Annotated in this window: 15 protein-coding genes; 2 read left to right on the top strand and 13 right to left on the bottom strand. The window is 71.1% G+C overall.

What is annotated here, in order from left to right; genetic code table 11:
* Window positions 1–172: 172 nt before the first annotated feature.
* Entirely contained in the window at window positions 173–1345 is a 1173-nt protein-coding gene (locus GWK61_RS23280) for an NADH-quinone oxidoreductase subunit D (protein ID WP_194911301.1), read from the top strand.
* Window positions 1346–1506: 161 nt separating this feature from the next.
* On the opposite strand, the gene GWK61_RS23275 is transcribed toward GWK61_RS23280, so the two are convergent.
* From GWK61_RS23275 to GWK61_RS23215, 13 genes are all read right to left on the bottom strand, one after another.
* On the bottom strand, window positions 1507–2697 hold the full coding sequence (locus tag GWK61_RS23275) for a hypothetical protein (protein WP_194911300.1): 1191 nt from the start codon (window positions 2695–2697) through the stop codon (window positions 1507–1509).
* Window positions 2698–2863: 166 nt separating this feature from the next.
* On the bottom strand, window positions 2864–3487 hold the full coding sequence (locus GWK61_RS23270) for a DUF3180 domain-containing protein (RefSeq protein WP_194911298.1): 624 nt from the start codon (window positions 3485–3487) through the stop codon (window positions 2864–2866).
* 432 nt (window positions 3488–3919) lie between these two features.
* Window positions 3920–4474, bottom strand: coding sequence for a 2-amino-4-hydroxy-6-hydroxymethyldihydropteridine diphosphokinase (gene folK, locus GWK61_RS23265; protein WP_194911296.1), 555 nt, complete (start codon window positions 4472–4474; stop codon window positions 3920–3922).
* Window positions 4471–4902, bottom strand: a complete 432-nt coding sequence (gene folB / locus GWK61_RS23260; RefSeq protein ID WP_228562808.1) for a dihydroneopterin aldolase — start codon at window positions 4900–4902, stop codon at window positions 4471–4473. Before folB ends, folK begins: the two co-directional genes overlap by 4 nt.
* Before the next feature lie 105 nt (window positions 4903–5007).
* On the bottom strand, window positions 5008–5625 hold the full coding sequence (locus GWK61_RS23255) for a nuclear transport factor 2 family protein (RefSeq protein WP_194911292.1): 618 nt from the start codon (window positions 5623–5625) through the stop codon (window positions 5008–5010).
* Window positions 5622–6503 (bottom strand): dihydropteroate synthase, encoded by an 882-nt coding sequence (gene folP / locus GWK61_RS23250; protein WP_194911290.1) that lies wholly within the window; start codon window positions 6501–6503, stop codon window positions 5622–5624. Before folP ends, GWK61_RS23255 begins: the two co-directional genes overlap by 4 nt.
* Window positions 6504–6512: 9 nt before the next feature.
* Entirely contained in the window at window positions 6513–8549 is a 2037-nt protein-coding gene (locus GWK61_RS23245; protein WP_228562807.1) for a phosphatidylglycerol lysyltransferase domain-containing protein, read from the bottom strand.
* Between the two features lie 416 nt (window positions 8550–8965).
* A complete protein-coding gene (folE, locus tag GWK61_RS23240) occupies window positions 8966–9580 on the bottom strand; it encodes a GTP cyclohydrolase I FolE (RefSeq protein ID WP_438939779.1) in 615 nt (204 codons plus the stop codon).
* Window positions 9581–9717: 137 nt separating this feature from the next.
* Window positions 9718–11736, bottom strand: coding sequence for an ATP-dependent zinc metalloprotease FtsH (gene ftsH, locus GWK61_RS23235; protein WP_194911288.1), 2019 nt, complete (start codon window positions 11734–11736; stop codon window positions 9718–9720).
* A 168-nt stretch (window positions 11737–11904) separates the two neighbouring features.
* Complete coding sequence (gene hpt / locus GWK61_RS23230; RefSeq protein ID WP_194911287.1) at window positions 11905–12459, bottom strand: hypoxanthine phosphoribosyltransferase; 555 nt, start codon at window positions 12457–12459, stop codon at window positions 11905–11907.
* A 24-nt stretch (window positions 12460–12483) separates the two neighbouring features.
* Window positions 12484–13560, bottom strand: coding sequence for a tRNA lysidine(34) synthetase TilS (gene tilS / locus GWK61_RS23225; RefSeq protein ID WP_194911286.1), 1077 nt, complete (start codon window positions 13558–13560; stop codon window positions 12484–12486).
* 202 nt (window positions 13561–13762) lie between these two features.
* Window positions 13763–14818, bottom strand: coding sequence for a zinc-dependent metalloprotease (locus tag GWK61_RS23220; protein WP_194911285.1), 1056 nt, complete (start codon window positions 14816–14818; stop codon window positions 13763–13765).
* A 72-nt stretch (window positions 14819–14890) separates the two neighbouring features.
* The gene (locus GWK61_RS23215) at window positions 14891–15787 is read right to left on the bottom strand and encodes a polysaccharide deacetylase family protein (protein WP_194911284.1); all 897 of its coding nucleotides are present in this window, start codon (window positions 15785–15787) and stop codon (window positions 14891–14893) included.
* Between the two features lie 64 nt (window positions 15788–15851).
* On the opposite strand from GWK61_RS23215, the gene GWK61_RS23210 reads away from it, so the two are divergent.
* Window positions 15852–16231 (top strand): MerR family transcriptional regulator (locus GWK61_RS23210; RefSeq protein ID WP_194911283.1); only part of this gene is annotated, 380 nt, incomplete at its 3' end.

Here is a 16231-nt window from a genome sequence, read left to right as displayed (position 1 = left end):
CACCACATAGACGCAGAGAAGCGTCGCACGTTGCCCATCCGTCCCACGTCGTCACCGAACCGTGATCGGCGCAAGCTCAGAGCCCGTCCAACGCCTGCTCACAGACTGCCCGCCACCTGCTCACCGCCCGCCCGCCGGTCGCCGCACGGCCGCGGCCAGGGCGCCTGGCACAATGACCGGCATGACCTCCCAGCAGCTGACCGAGCGCGTCGCGGGCACCGGAACGGGCCTGGAGACCACCGACATGGTGCTCAACATCGGCCCGCAGCACCCGGCCACGCACGGCGTGCTGCGCCTGCGGCTGGTCCTGGACGGGGAGCGCATCGTCTCGGCCGACCCGGTCATCGGCTACATGCACCGCGGCGCCGAGAAGCTGTTCGAGGTGCGCGACTACCGCCAGATCATCGTGCTGGCCAACCGGCACGACTGGCTCTCGGCGTTCGCCAGCGAGCTCGGCGTGGTGCTGGCCGTCGAGCGCATGCTCGGCATGGAGGTCCCCGAGCGCGCCACCTGGGCCCGGACCCTGCTGGCCGAGCTGAACCGGATCCTCAACCACCTGATGTTCCTCGGCTCCTACCCGCTGGAGCTGGGCGCGATCACGCCGATCTTCTACGCCTTCCGCGAGCGCGAGGAGATCCAGGCGGTGATGGAGGAGATCTCCGGCGGCCGCATGCACTTCATGTTCAACCGGGTCGGCGGTCTGAAGGAGGAGCTGCCGCTGGGCTGGACCGACCGGGTCCGCGCCGCGATCGCCAAGGTGCGCGGCCGGATGTCCGACATCGACCGGCTGATCACCGGCAACGAGATCTTCCGGGCCCGCACCCGCGGCGTCGGGGTCCTGACTCGTGAGCAGATCGCGGCCTACGGCGTCTCCGGCCCGATCGCCCGCGCCTCCGGCGTCGACTTCGACCTGCGCCGCGACGACCCGTACCTGGCCTACGGCGAGCCGGAGGTGCGCGACAAGCTCAAGGTCGTCACCGGCCGCGGCGGCGACTGCCTGGCCCGCTTCGAGGTGCTGCTGGAGCAGGCGTACAACTCCCTGGACATCGCGCAGGCCTGCGCCGACAAGCTGGACACGCTGCCGGTCGGCCCGATCAACCAGCGCCTGCCGAAGATCCTGAAGGTGCCGGAGGGCCACACCTACGCCTGGACCGAGAACCCGCTGGGCATCAACGGCTACTTCCTGGTCTCGCACGGCGACAAGACCCCGTGGCGGCTCAAGCTGCGCTCGGCCTCGTTCAACAACATCCAGGTGCTGGCCGAGGTGCTGCCCGGGCATCTGGTGGCGGACATGGTCGCGATCCTGGGGTCGATGTTCTTCGTGGTCGGGGACATCGACAAGTGAGAGCCAAGCAAGCAAGAGCCGAGTAAGAGCCCGGTGAACATGGCGCGCGGGGGACTCCCAAGTAACAGGAAACCCGCCGCCGGACGACGAAAAGGCCCCGCCGACGTCGGCGGGGCCTTTTCCGGGAAACCTCAGCATATTGAGGAACCGGTTGAGGAACCTCAGGCGGTCCCGGTCTGCCGGTGCTCGATCTTCGCCATCTGCTGCGTCTCGTCGTACATCGTCAGGTCCACCGGGGCCGCGTTCGACGTCGTGCCCTGGTCCGCGGCGAGGTACGGCCGGTACAGGCGCTCCGGGGGCACGGGGCGGGCCGACGGGAGCGCCGCGGGCCGTCCGTCCTCGCGCTGGCGGGGCATGACCACGCCGGGGACCGTGTACGGGTCCTGGCCCGGGCCGTCGACCTCGGCGGCGACGTCGAAGCCGACCTCGTCCCGGACCGCCAGGACCGCCGAGCGCAGCGGCCGGGCCTCGGCCGGGGGCAGCTGGGCCGGGATCTCGGCGGGCAGCTGCGGTTCCTGCATACGGACCGGGACCGCGGCGGCGGGCCGCAGGTCGATCTCGGTGCCGGGGGTCATGCCGGGTGCCGCGTCGAAAGCGGCGCCGTTTCCGCTGCCGTAGTCCATGAACTCGGTGTAGTCCGTGTAGTCCGTGTAGTCCGCGTAACCCGCGTACTCGGTCTCGTACACCGGCACCGGGTCGTAGGCGGCGTGCTGCGCCGCGTACCCCGGGTTGTATTCGAGCTCGTAGGCCCCCGTGCGCGCCGCCTGGTAGCTCGCGAAGGCGTGGTCGTGCACCGACACCGGCTCGAACTGCTGCGCCGGCTCGAAGGGCTGCACCTGCGCGAACGACCGCACCGCCGAGCGGGTCAGCTCGGCCGCGGCCGTGGTCTGCTGGACCCACGCCGAGAGCACCGCGAGGTCGTGCTCGGCCCGCACGCGCGCCGCCTCGGAGGCGTCCGCGCGCAGCTGCTCCTCCTTGGCCCGCTCCTCGAACAGGACCACGGTCTCCTCGGCGGCCAGCGCGTCGGTCTTGAGGTCCGCGATCTGCTTGTCCCGGCGCGTGGTCTCGTACCGCAGCTCGGCGGCGTGGTCCTCGCGCATGGTGGCGACCAGCTCGCGGCGGGTCGCACGATCGCGGCGCGCGGCGAACATCGCCACCGAGGAGAAGAGGCCGCCGGCGGCGGCCATGCCGACGCCGAGCCGGAGATGGAACGGATCACTCCAGGCGAGCGTGGTCGCGATACCCGCGGCCGCGCCTGTGAGGGACGTGGTGGTGGCGACGATCGAGGGCCATGCCGGGCCGGCTATGTCGCCCCCGCGTCGCTGGGCCTGTAGCTGCCGAGCGTGACGCATGGCCGAACATTACTGGCTGCGGCGTCGCACGGACAAGCGAAACGTACGAGCGATACCGGGCACGCGGATATCAAGATCTTGCGCCCACCCGCCACCCACCGCCGCCCGTTATGGAGATGCTACGCATCACTGGTTGAATGGGCAAGGTTCGGACAAACCCGACGAATCAAGAACCTGAATGGTTCGATTCCCGACGGACCGGAAAGGTCCCGTCCGGACGGTTGCGCACCGGACGCGTCTGTGTGGCCGTCTTCGTCTTGTTCCCGTTCTGCGGCACCCCGTCGTCCGGACCGCTCGGCGGCACCCGCAGGACGTACTCCAGGAACAGTGCGGCGCCGACGAGCGCCAGACCGCACAGGACCGTGATCCCGCAGACGATCGCACGGCTGCGGAAGACGTCGATGTCGAGCTTGCCGAGCAGGAACACCCCGTAGCCGGCGTACACGCCGGAGACGATCGCGCCGACCATCGACGAGGCCTTCGCGAACATCACCGCGCGGGCGGCCTGCAGCGGGTCCAGCGGCTTGGGCGCGCGCTGCCCGGGCAGGATCGGCGGGGACGGCTCCCCGTCGAGGACCCGCTGGACCGCCTCGCGCTGCGCCTTCAGGCGCGCGCGGAAGGCCAGCGCGGTGGCCAGGATGATGGCGGCCAGGATCGCCGGGGTCAGCGGGGCGGAAGCCGGGACGCCGGGCGTGGTGCCGTAGTGCGCCCAGAGCTGGACACCGCCGTAGGACAGGGCGCCGATCACCAGGAACGTGGCCGCGAGTGCCAGGGGACGTGTGGGCTTCACAGGGTCCACGGTACGCGGACCGGGGCGAAGGAGGCGAGCCGCTGCGCCCCTGGCGATATGCGGCGCCGCCGCGGGCCGCTCCGGGCCCGGCCCGAGCGCGCCCCAAGCCCGGCCCGAACTGCCGAACGACACGCTGACCAGCAGTGCGACCCGGTACGAAGCGCGGCCGAACCGGGGCCGGAAACCCGCTCCGCCGGACGGTTGCCGGACAGCAACCGGGCGGCTACCGGACGGCCGCCGGACCGCCGTCGGACCGCCGCCGGAGCGCGACCGGACCGCGACCAGAGCGCCGTCTGACGATCGCCTGACGATCGCCGGACAGCGACGCACCGCCGAAACGTGGCAGAAAACCCACGATCGGCGCGGCCGAGGCCCGACCTCGTCCCGGCCGCACCCCGCCCCGCTCCGAGGTGAATCGGCGTGAATCTGCGCCTACGGCAGCATCAGTTCCAGATCGTCCCGGCGAACCGCGCCCTGCGCCGCCGCGCCGCCGAGCGCGGCCAGCAGCTGCGCGACCGGCCCGGCCCCGACCAGCACGTCCTCGGGCCGCGCGTCGTGCCACGGCGCCAGCACGAACGCGCGCTGCGCGGCCCGCGGGTGCGGCAGCGTCAGCTCCGGCTCGTCCTGGACCAGCTCGTCGAACTGCACGATGTCGATGTCGATCGTCCGCGCGCCCCAGTGCACCTCGCGGGTGCGGCCCAGGGCCTCCTCGATCGCCTGGGTCCGCATCAGGAGCACGTCCGGCGGCAGCGCCGAGGTCACGCCGAGCACCGCGTTCAGATAGTCGTCCTGCGCCTCGGCGCCCTCGGCGAGCAGCGGGGCGGTCTCGTAGACCGGGGACAGCCAGGTGATGGTCATCGACGGGGTGTCGGCCAGGGAGTCCACCGCCGATTGTAAATTCGCCAGCCGGTCTCCGAGGTTGCCGCCGATCGCCAAGACCGCGGTGTGCAGGCGGATGCCGCCCTCGCCGGTCGTCGTCTCGCTCATATCGCCGACCCGCCGTTCTCCGGCGGCCGCGGCTTGGCGCCCGCCAGGTCGTCCCGCGTCCGCACCACGGTCACCGTGACGTCCTCGAACGGCACCGTGATCGGCGCGTCCGGCTTGTGCAGCGTGACCTCGACCTCTTCCACGAGCGGGTACTCCAGGCAGACCGCCGCCATCCGGGCCGCCAGCGTCTCGATCAGGTTGACCGGCTCGCCCTCGATCAGGGCCACGATGCGCTCGGAGACCTCGCCGTAGTCGACCGTGTCGGCCAGGGCGTCGGTGGCGGCCGCACGCCTGGTGTCCAGGCCCAGCGTGACGTCCACCATGAACGTCTGGCCCTTCTCCCGCTCGCGCTCGAAGACCCCGTGGTGGCCGCGCCCGCGCAGCCCGTGGACGGTCACCCGGTCGAGCCGCTTCGTGTGAATAGACATCATGACGAACATACCGGGGCCTGCTCGGCGCCGCCGTCCCGGGATCGCCCGAATACCGCGCACCACCGGGCCGGGACCATGATCGCCCGGGCTGACCTGCGCGGGCTACTCCTCGACGCTCTCCATGACCGCGGAAGCGTGGTGCATCCACAGCCGCCAGCCGTCGTCGGTCCGGCGGAAGATGTTGATCGTCGTGGCCCGGCCGCCGGCGATGAACCCCGGGTCCTCCTCGGAGGAGCCGGCCGACATGTCGGTGATGATGTTCTCGGTCAGGCTGACCACCGCGATCCGGTCCACCACGTCGATCCGCACGTCGGTGAGGAAGAACTGGAGGAACGGGGTGTTCGCGCAGACCACGGCCCACGAGCGGAGCACGTCCTCGCGCCCGAAGACCGGGGCCCAGCCGGGGTGCACGCACTGAACGGAGGCCTCGAACGGCCCGGCCAGCCAGATCGCGCCCAGCCGGTCCAGGTCGCCGGCCTCGGCGGCGGCGTAGAACTCCTCATTGGCCTCGGTGATCGCCTCGATGTCCGCGGTCACCTGCGGTGGCGGGCCGCCGGGGCCGGCCGCGAAGGTGCCGAACTCCTCCTCGAACTCGACGAAGTCGCCGAAGCCGTCGCCCTCGCTGTCACGGCCGTCGTGGCTGTCCCGGTCCGGGCCCTCGGCGGCGTCGCCGGGCCCTCCGAGGTTGCCCCCGGCGCCCCCGGCACCCCCGGCGCTCATCGCGCGGCCGCCAGCGCCGAGGCCACCCGGACCGCGTCCAGCGAGCCCAGCGCGTCGTGCGCGCGCACGCCCCAGGCCCCGGCGGCGGCGACCAGCGCGGACACCGCGACGGTCGCCGAGTCCCGGCCGTGCGGGGGCCGGATCCCGCCGGCCTCGTCGGCCAGCAGCCGGCCCAGGAAGTTCTTGCGGGAGGCGGCGATCAGCAGCGGCCTGCCGAGCGATTCCAGCTTCTCCAGATGCGCCAGCAGGGCCCAGTTGTGGTCGGCGTTCTTCGCGAAGCCGAGACCGGGATCCAGGATCACCTGGTCCTCGGCGATGCCCGCCGCCAGGGCCGCGTCGTAGCGCGCCTGGAGCTCTTCTATGACGTCCTTCACCACGTCGCCGTACACCGCGCGGGTCTGCATGTCAGTGCTGTGCCCACGCCAGTGCATCAAGATGTACGGCACGCCGGTTTCGGCCACGAGCGGGAACATCTCGGGGTCGGCCAGGCCCCCGGAGACGTCGTTGACCACCACCGCGCCGGCGTCCAGGGCGGCCGCCGCGGTCGAGGCGCGCATGGTGTCCACCGACACCCGCACCCCGGCGGCGGCCAGCTGCTCGATCACCGGCAGGACCCGGCCCAGCTCCTGTTCGGCGGTGACCCGGGCGGCGCCCGGCCGGGTGGACTCCCCGCCCACGTCGACCACGTCCACGCCGTGCCGGTGCAGCCGCAGGCCGTGCGCCACGGCCTTGGCGGTGTCGCCGTCGGCGTAGTACTCGCCGCCGTCGGAGAAGGAGTCGGGCGTCACGTTCACCACGCCGAAGACGGCGCAGCGTCCGAATTCCGGCAGACCGCGCACGGTCTGGCTGCGGTTGAGGGGCCGGCCCTGCGCGTCCATGGTGAAAGCCTAGCCGTTCGCCGCCTTCTGTCCTCCCGGCCCGCGCAGGGCCACTTCGGGCTCGACGCGGGAGCGCTTCGCGGTCTGCTCGTCCTTGTTCTTCTCGGGGTTCCGCTCGGGGTTCCGCTCGATCTTCTTCACGACGTTCTTGTCGTCGTTCCCGGCGCCGAGGCTCTTGCCTTCGAGACTCTTGCCTTCGAGCCCCTTGCCTTCGAGACCCTTGTGCTCCGGGCACTCGGCGTCGCCGTCGACGTCGTCCAGCTCGCGCTCGTCCCGGTCCTTCTTCGACCAGGGCAGGCCCGGCGGCACGATGAAGCCCTCGGCCTCGGCGTAGGCCAGGCCCACGCGCGGGATGTCGCGGGTGTTCTTGAACGCCACGTACCGCGGCACCCACTCGGGCTGGAACTTCGAGTTGAACTTGTACAGCGACTCGATCTGGTACCAGCGCGAGAAGAACACCAGCGTGGAGCGCCACATCCGGGTGATCGGGCCGGCGCCGAGCTTCTCGCCGCGCTCCAGCGCCGAGCGGAACACCGCGAAGTTCAGCGAGGCCCGCTCGATGCCCAGGCCCTCGGCCGCCTGCATGGCCTTGACGATCAGCAGCTCGTTCAGCCCGGGCTCGGCCTCCCGGTCGCGCACCATCAGGTCCAGGCTCATGCCGTCGGTGCCCCAGGGCACGAAGTTGATCAGGGCCCGTACCTCACGGTCCTTGGTCGCGGTGGCCACCACGCACTCGCCGTCGCCCGGGTCCCCGAACCGGTCCGGGCCCAGCGCCATGGAGAAGCTGCCGCGCTCGCTGGAGCCGCGCCAGGCCTCGATGCCGGTCTTGATCAGCTCGACCTCCGAGCGCGGGATGTCCTTGAGCCGGCGCACCTGGCACTCGTAGCCCTGCCGCTCGACCCGGTTCACCATCTGCCGCACGTTGCGCATCGCGCGGCCCTCCAGGCTGAACTTGTCGGTGTAGCAGATGGCCTCGTCGCCCAGCTCCAGCGCGTCCAGGTCGGCCTCGCGGCACCACACCTCGCCGCCGGTCTCCGAACAGCCGACCACGGCCACCACCCAGGCGTGCCGGTCGGCCTCCTCCACGTAGACCTTGATCGCGCCGGGCCAGGCCTCGGGGTCGCCGATCGGGTCGCCGGAGGCCAGCATCACGCCGGAGACCACGCGGTAGGTGATCGCGGCCTTGCCCGAAGGCGACCAGATCACCGACTTGTCGCGGTGGGTGGCGAAGTAGGCCAGCGAGTCCCGGCGGCCCTGCTTGGCGATCAGCTCGCGCAGCCGCTCGTCGTCCTCGGCGGACTGCCGGGCGATCGGCTCGGCCGGGCGCAGCACCAGGTAGGCCACGATCAGCGCGGTCATCAGCCCCAGCCCGCCGAGCAGCGCGGCGACCAGGTCGTCGGTGGAGCCGCGCTTGAAGTGGACCGGCCCCTCGATGCCGATCAGTCCCAGGGCCACGTGCTGCAGCCGGGCGAAGGCGCTCGGGTCGCTCTCGATGTGCTTGCTCTGCCAGTACATCAGGGCCATGCCGGAGGCGAAGGAGAACGCCGTCAGCAGCACGAAGGCGCGCAGCGCCCGCCAGCGCGTGTACGGGTCGCCGAGGGCGTAGAACTCCCTGCGGTAGACCAGCAGCAGGACCAGCAGCAGGATCGTCAGGACGATCTGCACGCCCAGGTAGTGCATGGGTGCGTCGTGGTCCTCGCCGCGCAGCGAGCGCACCGTGTGGAAGACCACGACTGTGACCAGCAGTACCACCGCCACCCACCAGGCGCGCTTCTTGCGGCGCTTGAGCGCGTGCGCGACCAGCACCAGCAGCACGCCGGACATCAGCGTGGCCGCGGCGGCCAGGTTCTGAACCTCGGTGGGCACGTGCACGCTCAGCGAGTGCACCCGCGAGCGCCGGAAGCCGGGCGAGATGGCCGAGGCGATGTTGCCGAAGCCGGCCAGGTACGTGATGTAGGCGACAAGCCGCGGCACCCATTTGCGGGGCTGCTGCGGCTGCGCCGTCGCCGCGTCGTCGGTCGGGGGCGGCGCGGTATTGGAGGTCATGGCTTTGGCCCGAGTCATGTTGGAGGGACGTTCGAGGGCACCGTGCAGGTTGTCACCGGCGTTGTCGGCGTCGTCCGCGGACGTGACGGACCCGACCCGATTGTGCCCCGCGCCGGTGCTCGCAGGGGCGTCCTTGGGGAAATCACCGCCGGAGCCCGCAAGTACTGTGTCCGCACTCCGGCGCTTACCCGTCCCGGAGGACTTGACGCGCGGCAGCGGGATCCCGGGGCCGCCGGCGGCACCGGACCCGACACTGGATCCGGAGCCAACACTGGATCCGACACCTGCACCCGCCGCACCGCCGGTGGGGCCGGCGGAGCGATCGGAGCGATCGGTGCGGGTGGGAGGCTGGGGGCAGTCGGGACCTGTCGGAGACGCCGGTCGGGCCACGGCCGCGGTCCGGACGGGACGCTCGCTCACCGGCCCAGGATCAGGCTCATCGCCTCGGCCCGGCTGGCCGGGGCGAGCAGCTGCCCCCGCACCGCCGAGGTCACGGTCTTCGCGCCCGGCTTCCGGATCCCTCGCATCGACATGCACAGGTGTTCGCACTCCACAACGACGATGACCCCGCGCGGTTCCAGGATACGCACCAGCGCGTCGGCGATCTGCGTCGTCAGCCGCTCCTGGACCTGGGGCCGCTTGGCGTAGACGTCGACCAGCCGGGCCAGCTTGGACAGGCCCGTGATGCGTCCGTCCACCGAGGGAATGTACCCCACGTGGGCCACTCCGTGGAACGGCACGAGGTGGTGCTCGCAGGTGCTGTACAGCTCGATGTCCCGGACCAGCACCATCTCGTCGTGGCCGAGGTCGAAGGTCGTGGTGAGCACGTCCTCGGGCCCCTGGTGCAGGCCGGCGAACATCTCGCGGTAGGCCCGGGCGACCCGCGCCGGGGTCTCCTTCAGGCCGTCGCGGTCCGGGTTCTCCCCGACGGCTATCAGCAGTTCGCGCACGGCGCGCTCGGCCCGCTCGGCGTCGTAGCCGGCGACCGCGCGGCCCAGGTCCGGCGCGGCCAGCTCGGGCTGGCCCGCCAGGCTGACGCGGGCGATGCCGCCTCCCAGGCCGTGAACGGCCCTGGAGGCGGCATCGGCGCCGCGCTGATTTTCTTCAAGCTGACCCTGCCGGGCCTGGGGAGCGGCACCGCCGCCGTGGTTCGAGGTGTTGCTCTCGCTCACTGTTCGGGCACCGTGTCCGTCCGACCGATGATGCTGTCGGTCACCGTCCCGTTGGCCGCCGAACGGGCCGCCTCCAGCTCGCGCGGCGTCTGCACCGGCGGGCGGGACTGCAGGGTCCGGCGCGAGGAGCCGATCCAGGCCGGGCGCTGCGGGCGCTTGACCACCGGGGCGAAGATCGCGGCGATCTGCTCCTTGTTCAGCGTCTCCTTCTCCAGCAGCTCCAGGACCAGCTGGTCCAGCACGTCGCGGTACTCGACCAGGACCTCCCAGGCCTCGTCGTGCGCACCCTCGATGAGCCGCTTGACCTCCTCGTCGACGATCGAGGCGATCTCCTCGGAGTAGTCGCGCTGGTGGCCCATGTCCCGGCCGAGGAAGACCTCGCCGGAGTCCTTGCCGAACTTGATCGGGCCCAGGCGCTCGGTCATGCCGTACTGGGTCACCATCGCGCGGGCGATGTTGGTCGCCTTCTCGATGTCGTTGCTGGCGCCGGTGGTCGGGTCGTGGAAGACCAGCTCCTCGGCGGTCCGCCCGCCCATCGCGTAGGCGAGGTTGTCCAGCATCTCGTTGCGCGTGGTGGAGTACTTGTCCTCGTCCGGCAGCGTCATGGTGTAGCCCAGGGCGCGGCCGCGGGAAAGGATCGTCACCTTGTGCACCGGGTCCACGTTCGGCATCGCGTGCGCCACCAGGGCGTGGCCGCCCTCGTGGTAGGCGGTGACCTTGCGCTCCTTGTCGCTCATCAGGCGGGTGCGCTTCTGCGGGCCGGCGACCACGCGGTCCACGGCCTCGTCCAGCGCCAGGTTGTCGATGAGCTTCTTGTCGCCGCGGGCGGTCAGCAGCGCCGCCTCGTTCAGCACGTTGGCCAGGTCGGCACCGGTGAAGCCGGGGGTGCGCTTGGCCAGCGAGTCCAGGTCCACGCCCTGCGCCAGCGGCTTGCCCTTGCTGTGCACCTCCAGGATCTTCTTGCGGCCCTGCAGGTCCGGGGCCTCGACCGCGATCTGCCGGTCGAAGCGGCCCGGGCGCAGCAGCGCCGGGTCCAGGATGTCCGGGCGGTTGGTCGCGGCGATCAGGATCACGCCGCCCTTGACGTCGAAGCCGTCCATCTCGACCAGCAGCTGGTTCAGCGTCTGCTCGCGCTCGTCGTGGCCGCCGCCCAGGCCCGCACCGCGGTGCCGGCCCACGGCGTCGATCTCGTCGACGAACACGATCGCCGGCGCGTTGGCCTTCGCCTGCTCGAACAGGTCGCGGACGCGGGAGGCGCCGACACCGACGAACATCTCGACGAAGTCCGATCCGGAGATCGAGAAGAACGGCACGCCGGCCTCGCCGGCGACCGCGCGGGCCAGCAGCGTCTTACCGGTTCCGGGCGGGCCGTAGAGCAGCACGCCCTTGGGGATCTTGGCGCCGATGGCCTGGAACTTCGCCGGGGCCTCCAGGAACTCCTTGACCTCCTGCAGCTCCTCCACGGCCTCGTCCGCGCCGGCCACGTCGGCGAAGGTGGTCTTCGGCGTGTCCTTGCTGACCAGCTTGGCCTTGGACTTGCCGAAGTTCATCACCCGGGAGCCGCCGCCCTGCATCTGGTTCATCAGGAACAGGAAGACCAGGGCGATCAGGACGAAGGGCAGCAGCGTGATCAGGATGCCGACGAAGGCGTTCTGCCTGGCCAGCGAGACGTTGTAGCCGTCCTTGAGGCCGCCGGACTGCTGGGACTGGTTCAGGGCGGTGGCGATGTCGTTGCCCTGCTGGTCGTTCAGGTAGGTGGCCTTCAGGTCGGTGGCGCCGCCCTGGGACTGCGCGATCGACCCGCTCGGGTCGACCTTGACCTCGATCGAGGAGCCGGAGCCGCCGATCAGCTTGGCGGAGACGACCTGGTTCTTGTGGATGGCGTCCAGGATGACGGAGGTGTCCACGGACTTGGGGCCGCCGGCCGAGGAGACCAGCTGCATGACCGCGAGGACCGCCACGACGGCCAGGACGACCCAGATCACTGGGCCTCGGAAGTAACGCTTGACGTCCATCGATCCTCTACGACTCGTGCTAGCGGTTCACGGCGGGGGGGCATGTGGGGTGCATCTTGGTGTGTTAGTTCATGATGCCTAACGACCGTACGCGGTCACTGCGTTCCCGCGCGAGGTTCCCGATGAACCCACACTGGTCCCAACGTGGCTTACCGGAGTGTCATTCCGCTACGAACTGTATACGTGCGGCGCGAGCGTCCCGATGAAGGGCAGTCCGCGGAAGCGCTGCGCGTAGTCCAGGCCGTAGCCGACGACGAACTCGTTCGGGATGTCGAATCCGACGTACTTCACGTCGATGGCCACCTTGGCCGCGTCGGGCTTGCGCAGCAGCGTGACCACCTCCAGCGAGGCCGGACGGCGCGAGCGCAGGTTCGACAGCAGCCAGGACAGGGTCAGCCCGGAGTCGATGATGTCCTCGACCACCAGCACGTGCCGGTCCTGGATGTCGGCGCCCAGGTCCTTCAGGATCCGCACCACGCCCGAGGACTTGGTGCCGGCCCCGTAGGAGGAGATGGCCATCCAGTCCATCTCGGAGTCTCTGTGCAGTTCCCGGATCAGGTCGGCCATCACCACCAGGGCGCCGTTGAGAACTCCGACCAGCAGGATGTCCTTGCCCTCGTAGTCGGCCTCGATCGCCCGCGCGAGCCCGGCCAGCTTGGCCTTGATCTCGTCGGCGGGGATGAGGACCTTCTCCAGGTCCTGGCCCATGTCCTTGTCGTCCACGCTGCGGTCCCGTCGTGCGTCGCGTTAAGCCGGCATCAACAATCCGGCCGGGGCGGGGTCCTCCGCCGGTTGGCCGGGATCGTTCCGGTCCGCGCCCCCACGGCGCAGTGCACCGGATCTCTCGAAGGCCAGCTTTCCATACCGCCGGGCCACTGCGACCGCGCTGGGCAGGTGCAACGGTCCCTGACCGCGCCAGTCGGTGAGCAGCCGGTCCAGCTCCTCGATGTGCACGGCCGCCAGGTCAGACCCGGGACAACCAGCCCTGAGCGCGGCCAGGCGCAGCACCCTGCGGCGCACCGCGGTGGGCAGGCCGGACACTTCGGAGACGTCGAGGTAGTGGGACAGATCACAGTCGCCGAAAGGCTCGACCAGCCGTTCGAACTCCCGCGCGGCCCACGCGTCGAGCGCCTCGGTGTCCTCGCGCAGCATCTTGGCGGTCCGGGCCAGGGCTTCCGGTATCCCCGGACCGAGCGCGGCGGACAGGGCCGGGATCGCGGCGTGCCGGACCCGCGAGCGGGTGTAGGCGGGGTCGGCGTTGTGCGGGTCGTCCCAGGGTTCGAAGCCCTCGGCCGCGGCGGCGGCCACAGTGGTGGCGCGCGGCAGGTCCAGGAAGGGGCGCGCGTAACGGCCGCTCACCGCCGGCATCCCGGCCAGGCTGCGCGCGCCGGAGCCCCGGGCCAGCCCGAGCAGCACGGTCTCGGCCTGGTCGTCGCGGGTGTGGCCGAGCAGCACGGTGGCCGCGCCCAGCCGCTCGGCGGCGGCGTCCAGCGCGCCGTAGCGCGCGACCCGGGCCGCGGCCTCGGGCCCGCCGCGGCCGTCGACGTGCACCGACAGGCTCTCGACCGGATCGAAGCCCAGGCCCGCCAGGAAGCGCACGACGCGCTCGGCCTGCGCGGCCGAGCCCTCCTGCAGGTTGTGGTCGACGGTCAGGCCGCCGAAGCGCAGGGACAGCCGGGGCGCGACGAACGCGGTGGCGCAGGCCAGCGCGATCGAGTCGGCGCCGCCGGAGCAGGCGACCAGGACCAGGCCGCCGGGGGGCTGGTCGGCGAGGGCTTTGCGGACTGCCAGGCGTATCGCGGCGACGGCGGGGGCGGGACCCATGGTGGTACTCCTTCGGACGTGCGAGGCCCGGGACGTTTCTTCCTGGGCATCTTTCCCGGCGCAACGAGCGGGCCCGGCTCAGGTCGCGGCGACACTCCGCAGGACCACCCTTACGGCGTGGCGGCCCGGGTCGCGCCTGTGGATTTTCTGCCTTTTCGGCATTTTCCCCGTGGCGTTCCCGGGCGCCTTCCCCATCACTTCCCTAGGGTCGCACGCGCGCCAGCCAGGCGGCCGGATCGTGGATCTCGCTCCGGGTCGGCAGCGTGTTCGGCGAGGTCCACACCCGGTTGAAGCCGGACATCCCGGCGTGCTCGACCACGGCGGCCACGAAGCGCGAGCCGTCCCGGTACTGCCGGATCTTGGCGTCCATGCCGATCACCCGGCGCACGAGCGCGTCGATCCGGCTGGCGCCCTTGGCCCGCCGCTGCCCGAACTTGCGGCGGATGTCGGCCACGCTGGGCACCACCTGCGGCCCGACGCCGTCCATCACGAAGTCGGCGTGCCCCTCCAGCAGCGACATCACCGCGACCATCCGGTCCAGCACCGCCACCTGCTGCGGGGTCTGCACCAGCTCGGTGATCGGGCGCCGCTCGCCGGTCTCGCGGCGCTTCTGCCCGGCCTCGCGGATCCGCTTGGCCAGCGCCCCGGGGTCGGTGTCCATGCCGGCGATGAAGGACTCGATCTCGCCGAGGATGTGCGCCCGCAGCCACGGCACGGCGGCGAACTGCGTGCGGTGGGTCTCCTCGTGCAGGCACACCCACAGCCGGAAGTCGTCCGGCTTGACCTGGAGCTCCCGCTCGACGCCGACGATGTTCGGGGCGACCAGCAGGAGCCGGCCGGGCTCCTGGAAGATCTCGTACTGCCCGAGGATGCGGTGCGAGAGGTAGGCCAGCAGGGTGCCCAGCTCCAGCGCGGTGGCCTTGGGGCCCAGGGCGGCCAGGCCCGACGGCGGCACGCCCTCGCGCTTCTCGTTCAGCTTGCGCGCCAGCGGCTCGGTGACGATCTTGAAGCCCTCGGCGTTGGCCCGGATCCAGCCGGCCCGGTCCACCACCAGCACCTGCGGCTCGGTCAGGATCGTGCCCTGGTTGGCCAGGCCGGTGAACCCGGCCACGTGCTCCCGCGACTCGGCGGCGTACCGGCGCAGGTCGGCCACGGTGGCGGCGGCCTCGGCCGCGGAGGTCGGGGGGCCCGGGCGGACCAGGCGCTGGGCCGTCGCCACCGCTAGTTGCCAGTCGACCAGCTGCGCTCTCGCCGTCATGAGTCTCAGGCTACGTGGCGGGCGCGGTGAAACCTAGATCGGATCGCGGCCGGATCGGCCGTTCGACGCCGGTCAGGAGCGGGGATCCGAGGCCCCGGCCTGCCCCGTCACCGCCAGGTAGTGGTCGGCGATCGCGTCGGAGGTGGTGGTCCAGACGGCGGGGTGGCGCACCACGTACTCCAGCGCCTCGTCGAGGTAGCGCGTGCGGAACGCCTGGCCGGTGACGAAGGGGTGCAGAGCGAGCGCCATGACCCGCCCGGAGCCGTCGGCGGCGTCCTCGGCCAGCTGGTCGACCTGGTCTTTCACCATCTGGACGAAGTCCGGCCCGGTCAGGCCTTTGCTGACGAAGACGCCGATGTCGTTCAGCTCCACCGAGTACGGCAGGCTGAGCAGGCCGGGGACGTTCGTCGGGTAGGGCTGGTCGTCGTTGGTCCAGTCCAGGACGTACTCGACGCCCTCGGCAGCCAGCAGCTCGGGGGTGTTGAAGGTCTCGATCAGCCCGGGGCCCATCCACCCGCGCGGCTTCGCGCCGGTGGCCTGCTCGATGGTGCGCAGGACGTCGCGGATCTGTTCTTGTTCGACGTCGCGCTCCAGGCCGGTGAACAGGTGGCTGTTGCTGGCGCCGTGGCCCAGCCAGGACCAGCCGCGCTGCACGCCGGCTTCGATGATCTGCGGGTATCGCGCGGCGACGTCGGAGTTCAGCAGGGCACTGGCTTTGACGCCGTGCTTGTCCAGGAGCTTTATCTGCCGCCAGATGCCGACGCGCGGGCCGTAGTCGCGCCAGCCGTGGTTGAGGCTGTCAGGGGTCAGCGACGTGGTGCCCTCGTAGGTCGCGGTCCCGGGGAGGTCGACGTAGAAGTGTTCGATGTTGAGGCCGACGTAGAAGGCGACCCGCTTGCCCTCGGGCCAGCTCAGCGGCTCGCGCTCGGTGATGGGACGGTAGTCGTAGAGGTCGATGTCCTGGCTCATGCGACCATGGTCGAACCTTCACACGGATGTGAGGGTCAAACGACGACCACGTGAGGTGGGTCACATGCGCATCGGCGAACTGGCGCAACGCACCGACACCAGCCCCCGGCTGCTCCGCTACTACGAGGAACAGGGCCTGATCCGCGTGCGGCGCTGCGCGAACGGCTACCGGGACTACGACGAGGCGCTGGTCGACCAGGTCGCGCACATCAGGGGGCTGCTGGACGCGGGGCTGTCGACGCGGATCATCAGGCAGATCCTGCCGTGCCTGAACGAGCCGAGCGAGATCCACTTCGCGGACGCGACGCCGGAGATCATCGCCACACTGGAGGGGCACCGCGACCGGTTGGCGGAGCGGGTGGCGCTGCTGACGCGGAACCATGACGCGATCGCGGCGTATGTGGGGGCTTTGAAGCAGTGCGCTTTGGGGGTGGAGCGGGAGGG

Source organism: Catenulispora rubra, from assembly GCF_015356825.1.
GTDB classification, from domain to species: Bacteria; Actinomycetota; Actinomycetes; order Streptomycetales; family Catenulisporaceae; genus Catenulispora; species Catenulispora rubra.
Note: the sequence above shows the minus strand (reverse complement) of the source record. Positions and strands in the feature narration are given on the sequence as shown.